Source organism: Lutibacter sp., assembly GCF_046055765.1.
Taxonomy (GTDB): Bacteria; Bacteroidota; Bacteroidia; order Flavobacteriales; family Flavobacteriaceae; genus Lutibacter.
This window is the reverse complement of the sequence record NZ_JASFZF010000046.1, coordinates 1-5,922: the sequence shown is the minus strand read 5'-3', so window position 1 is coordinate 5,922 and position 5,922 is coordinate 1. Positions and strand designations below refer to the sequence as shown.

Annotated in this window: 5 protein-coding genes and 1 pseudogene; 4 read left to right on the top strand and 2 right to left on the bottom strand. The window is 30.7% G+C overall.

Annotation, left to right across the window (positions count from 1 at the left end):
- A pseudogene (locus QM495_RS05385) lies at positions 1–679 on the top strand (hypothetical protein); the annotation flags it as partial.
- A gap of 272 nt (positions 680–951) precedes the next feature.
- On the opposite strand, the gene msrB reads toward QM495_RS05385, so the two are convergent.
- Together msrB and QM495_RS05375 are read right to left on the bottom strand one after the other, a co-directional pair.
- On the bottom strand, positions 952–1,431 hold the full coding sequence (msrB, locus tag QM495_RS05380) for a peptide-methionine (R)-S-oxide reductase MsrB (RefSeq protein WP_408671088.1): 480 nt from the start codon (positions 1,429–1,431) through the stop codon (positions 952–954).
- 1 nt (position 1,432) lies between these two features.
- Positions 1,433–2,314: an alpha/beta hydrolase family protein gene (locus tag QM495_RS05375; RefSeq protein WP_408671087.1), complete on the bottom strand. Its 882-nt coding sequence runs from the start codon at positions 2,312–2,314 to the stop codon at positions 1,433–1,435.
- A gap of 74 nt (positions 2,315–2,388) precedes the next feature.
- On the opposite strand from QM495_RS05375, the gene QM495_RS05370 reads away from it, so the two are divergent.
- The 3 genes from QM495_RS05370 to lhgO all read left to right on the top strand — a co-directional run bounded on the left by QM495_RS05370 (position 2,389) and on the right by lhgO (position 5,785).
- Positions 2,389–3,192, top strand: a complete 804-nt coding sequence (locus QM495_RS05370) for a M48 family metallopeptidase (protein WP_408671086.1) — start codon at positions 2,389–2,391, stop codon at positions 3,190–3,192.
- A 93-nt stretch (positions 3,193–3,285) separates the two neighbouring features.
- Positions 3,286–4,590: an MFS transporter gene (locus tag QM495_RS05365; RefSeq protein WP_408671085.1), complete on the top strand. Its 1,305-nt coding sequence runs from the start codon at positions 3,286–3,288 to the stop codon at positions 4,588–4,590.
- The gene (gene lhgO, locus QM495_RS05360; RefSeq protein ID WP_408671084.1) at positions 4,580–5,785 is read left to right on the top strand and encodes an L-2-hydroxyglutarate oxidase; all 1,206 of its coding nucleotides are present in this window, start codon (positions 4,580–4,582) and stop codon (positions 5,783–5,785) included. Before QM495_RS05365 ends, lhgO begins: the two co-directional genes overlap by 11 nt.
- Positions 5,786–5,922: the final 137 nt, after the last annotated feature.

The window sequence follows — 5,922 nt, the reverse complement described above, 5'->3', positions numbered from 1 at the left end:
ATCAGATGTAGATGCAAATCAAACAGCAAGTGAATTAGCAGATGCAACACTAACTACAGATTTAGCAACAGAAGTATCAAGAGCAACCACAGCAGAAGGGATTAATGCAACAGCTATTTCGACCTTGCAAACAGAACAAATAACTCAAAATACTGCTATTGCTGCTAATACCGCAACAATAGGTGAAATAAAACAAACTATTGCTTTATCTATGCCTAGTGGTTGGGTAAAGCTAGACGGTGCAGCTATTTCTAGTTTAACTAGCACACAGCAAACTGAAGCTGCAAACCTTGGTTTAGTTGGAAATTTGCCAAATGCAACAAATGCCTATTTAAGTCAAAACGGTGGTACTTTAGGAAGTGTAAGTGGTAGTAATTCTAAAACTATTGCTCAAAATAACCTACCTAATGTAACCCTTTCAGGAACAACAAATTCTGCTGGAAATCATAACCATTATATTTATGGAAATACAAGTGATGACCTTACATCTGCAGGCGGTAACAGTGATTATGTGCTTTCAAATAATGACGGATCGGGAGCTGGAGAGTATACTAGTACTGCTGGTGCTCATGCACATACTGTAACAACATCGTCTATTAATGGAGGTGTTGCACAACAAGCAATGGATATTACACCAACAACGTTAAGTGTAAATACCTATATTTATTTAGGGCAGTAGCTTGTTATATTAATTTTAGAATAAATAATTTATTAAAAGGTTTCAGCGTTATTCTGAAACCTTTTTGCATAAAATTAATACTACTTTTACACATTGTGCATTTTGATTTTTTAAACTTATTGTTACGTCAGTTCGAGTAATTTTTTATCAAAAATTGTATCGAGAATAGGCTTTTCAGTTAAAAATAGCTATTCTCGATACTAATTTTAAGCCTAAAAAGGCTAAAATTACTCGAATTGACGAAATTTTATCATAATGCACCACAGGTTTGGTTATTCTTGTTTTACAAACTTAATAGAAGTTGTATTTACACAATAGCGTTTTCCAGTAGTTTCTTTTGGACCGTCATCAAAAATATGGCCTAAATGTCCTCCACAAGTTGCGCAAATTATTTCAGTACGTATCATACCGTGTGTTTTATCTACAACATAATTTACTGTTCCTTCAATAGCATCATCAAACGAAGGCCAACCACAGTGCGATTCAAATTTACTGTTAGATTTAAATAATTGAGTATTACACGCAGCACATAAATAAGTTCCTTTTTCAAAATTTGAAGTTAAACCACCTTCACTTGGAGCATCAGTTCCTTTTTCTCTTAGGACAAAATATTGTTGAGGAGTTAATTCATTTTTCCATTCATCTTCAGTTTTTGTCACTTTTTCAGTCATTTGAGTCTTGTTTTTGGTTTGTGAAAATACGGTTGAATTCATAAATAAAATTAGAAATAAAGCTAAATATACATTTTTCATATTAATTAGTTCTTTTGAGAAATTCTATAAGTTTGTTTATAACTTTGGTATCTTTTAATATACGCCTATGACCCAAACCATTGGTAATTAAAAGTTCACCTTGTTGCAAGTTTTGACGAATATTATAAGCACAACTTACAGGAACATCATAATCTTCTGTGTCGTGAATTACTAATGTTGGTATTGGAGTTTTTTTAGCTGCTGTACTAGCTGAATAATTATCAATATCTTCATTATATTTTTTATAAAAATGCTTTTTTATTCTTTGAACCATTGTTGGTTTCAACTTTAACTTATTTACAAAATCGTAAATAATATCTGTAATTATATCACCAGCGCCAATAATAACAGCTTTTTTTATAGTTAAACCTTGTTTTACACTATTTAAAACACTCATACCACCTAATGAATGTCCAATGGCAAACTCAAAAGGGCCAAATTTTTCTTCAATTCCTTTTATTGCGGTTACAAATTCATTCATCATAGTAGTTTTTCCTGTAGATTTTCCATGAGCAGGCCCATCAAAACTAATGGTCATAAAACCATGTTCTAATAATGTATCTGCGATTTTATATAATTGTGTTCCTCTTCCAGACCAACCGTGAACTAATAAAACTTTTCTTTTTGAATAACCATACGTGTATACCATTACTTCTTTATTTAATTTAGGTATAAATAATAGTTCTTTTTGAGCACTTTTAGCCATTACTTTTTCGCGCTCAGGAGTTTTAAATCTAATAGGAGTTTTAAATAATTTAAGTGCAAATATTGTTGCTAATGAAGGCGCAATAAATTGTAGTATTTTTCCTGTATAAATTATTGAAAAAGGTATTTTTGGAATGTTATTTTTTGGTTTAGAGTTTGTGGTTTTCAAATTATTCATTTAATCTTTTATATTTGTGGCTAAAGATAGAATTTGTAACTTTATAAAAGTACAATTTATTTAAAAATTAAAAAATGAAAAAAACAGTAACATTAGTTGTAGTATTCTTATTTGTATTAAGTTGTAGCACAGTGCCAATTACAGGTAGAAAAAGAATTAATTTGGTTAGTGATGCTCAAATTTTACCAGCTAGTTTTGCACAATATGAAGGGTTTTTGAAAGAAAATAAAATATCTTCAAATGCAAAAATGACTAATGAAATACAAGATATTGGTATGAATATTTCAAAAGCAGTAGATAAATTTATGCGCGCTAATGGAATGGTATCTGAAGCAAATAGTTACCGTTGGGAATTTAATTTAATTGAAGATAAAACAATGAATGCTTGGTGTATGCCTGGAGGTAAAGTTGTTTTTTATACAGGCATTTTACCTATTTGTGATAATACAGATGGAATTGCGGCTGTAATGGGGCACGAAATAGCGCATGCTTTTGCAAAACACGGACAAGAAAGAATGACGAGCGCTTACGGTCAACAATTGGGAGGTATTGCTGTGGCTATTGGTACAAATAATAAAGACCCAAAAACTAGAGATTTGTGGAATACTATTTATGGAGTTGGATCTACAGTAGGAATGTTAGCATATAGTAGAACTCACGAAACAGAAGCTGATAAACTTGGCATGGTGTTTATGATTATGGCAGGTTATAAACCTGAAGAAGCTATAAATGTCTGGATCAGAATGAGCAAAAGATCTGAAGGAAAAGCTCCACCAGAGTTTTTAAGTACACATCCATCTAATGAATCTCGAATTAAAAATTTAAGAGCATATTTACCAATAGCTGTTGAGCAAGCAAAGAAATATAATACTCAATAGTCATAAAAAGTAGGGGTATTTTATTAAAAAAAATAATTATAGTATCTTGTAAACCGTTCTCAATTATGAGAGCGGTTTTTTATTTAATTGAATATGTTAAAAAAAGGAGACAAAAAATTAATTAATGGTTGGGCATTTTATGATTGGGCTAATTCTGTATATTCTTTGGTAATAGGAACAGCAGTTTTCCCAATTTATTATGAGTCTGTTACAAGTGCAAATGGAGGTATTGTAAAGTTATTGGGAACAAATTGGCATAACACAACACTTTATTCCTATGCATTAGGTTTTTCATTTTTAGTAGTGGCATTTTTATCTCCAATTTTATCAGCAATTGCAGATTATACAGGGAACAAAAAGCGATTTATGCAATTTTTCTGTTTTTTGGGCTCATTTTCAGTGATGTCACTTTACTTTTTTACAGGAAAGGAAAATGTTTGGGTTGGAATTGTTTTTACCATTTTGGCTAGTATTGGTTTTTGGGGAAGTATCGTTTTTTATAATGCTTATTTACCTGAAGTTGCAGAGCCAAAAGACCATGATAGGGTAAGTGCTAAAGGTTTTATGCTAGGCTATGTAGGTTCAATTATTTTATTAGCTTTTAATTTATCGATGGTTATGAAACCAGAAATGTATGGTATTACAGATGCTACTTTTCCTGCGAGAGTCTCTTTTCTTACTGTTGGAATTTGGTGGATAGGTTTTGCTCAAGTAACTTTTAGTCGATTACCAAATAATCCATTTAAAAGGAAACCTAAAAAAGATTTTATTTTTAAAGGTTATAGAGAACTAAAATTAGTACTTAAAGAAATAAAAACTCAAAGTCAGTTAAAAATACTATTAATTTCATTCTTTTTGTATAGTATTGGGGTACAAACAGTTATTTTATTAGCTTCTGTATTTGGAACTAAAGATTTAGGATTGGAAACAAGTAATTTAATTATCACTATTTTGTTAATTCAGCTAGTAGGTGTGCTTGGAGCGTTTCTTTTTTCAAGATTATCAGAAAAAATTGGGAATATAAAGGCTCTGAAAATCACAATTTTAATTTGGAGTGTAGCTTGTATGGGTGCATATACGTTACACAGAGAAGACCCAGATGTATATTTAAAATTTTATGCACTTGGTGGATTTATTGGGTTGGTTTTAGGTGCAATTCAAACACTATCTAGGTCAACATATTCAAAATTAATACCAGACACAACACAAGATCATGCAACGTATTTTAGTTTTTATGATGTTACTGAAAAAGTTGCTATTGTTTTTGGAATGACATTAGCAGGTATTGTAACATCGTTTACAAGCTCATTACGTTTATTTATATTAATTTTAGCTATCTTTTTTATAGCAGGTTTTGTAACTTTAAGCTTTATGAAAGAATCAAAATATGTTAAATAAAAAGTATGATTTTATTGTTGTTGGAGCAGGAATTGTTGGAACAGCAACAGCGTATAAATTACAATTAAAACACCCAAATAAATCTGTAGCAATATTAGAAAAAGAAGCTAAAGTTGGGCTACATCAAACGGGTAGAAATTCAGGAGTTATGCATTCAGGAATTTACTATACTCCAGATTCGTATAAAGCTAAAAATTGTAAAAACGGAAGAGAACAATTAGTCGAATTTGCTAAAAAATATTCAATTAAATATGATATTTGTGGAAAAGTAATTGTTGCTACAAAGCAGGAAGACCTTTCAATTTTAGAAGAGATATACGCAAAAGGATTAGAAAATAAAACAGAAGGAATTCAGTTCTTATCAACAGATGAAATCAAAGAAAAAGAACCATTTATTGAAGCAATAAAAGCCATTTGGGTTCCTACTGCAGGGATTATTGATTATGTGGCTGTTTCAAATAAATTTGTAGAATTAGTTGAAAGTATAAATCCTGAAAGTAAATTATTAACGAATTGTAAAGTAGTAAATGTTTCTTCAAAAGAAAATGTAACCGAATTGGAAACGTCTTTAGGGAACTTTACCGCTGAAAAAGTAATTTTTTGTACAGGTTTGCAATCAGATAGAACTGCTGAAAAAGATAACTTAAAATTAGACATGCATATTGTAGGTTTTAGAGGTGATTATTTTGAATTAACCGATGAAGCTTCTCATAAAATAAACAATTTGGTATATCCAGTTCCCGATCCAAAATATCCTTTCTTAGGAGTTCATTTTACACGGATGATTCATGGAGGAGTAGAATGTGGTCCAAATGCAGTATTTACCTTTAAACGAGAAGGCTATAAGCGTACAAGTTTTAGTTTTAGAGATACTTTTGAAGCATTAACTTTTGGAGGAACTTGGAAATTATTTTTCAAAAATTGGCGTAAAGGAATTGATGAATATAAAAGAGCTTTTTCAAAACGATTATTTGTGAATGCTTTAAAACATATGATGCCTAGTATTACTCCAAATGATGTACAACCATCGAGAGCAGGAGTTAGAGCTCAAGCTATTGATTACGATGGGAATATGGTGGATGATTTTAAAATTATGAAGCAAAATGGAAATATTCATGTACTAAATGCACCTTCTCCGGCAGCAACTGCTTGTATGGCAATTGCAGATGAAATTGTTGATGTAGCTATAAATTAAATTTTATATGAATTTTTATCAAAAAGAAATTAGTCTTAAACCTTTTTCGAGAGGATTTCACTTGATAACAGCTGAAATAATTAAAGAATTTTATGAAATTTCCAATATATCAATTGGACAGCTACAGGTTTTTATTA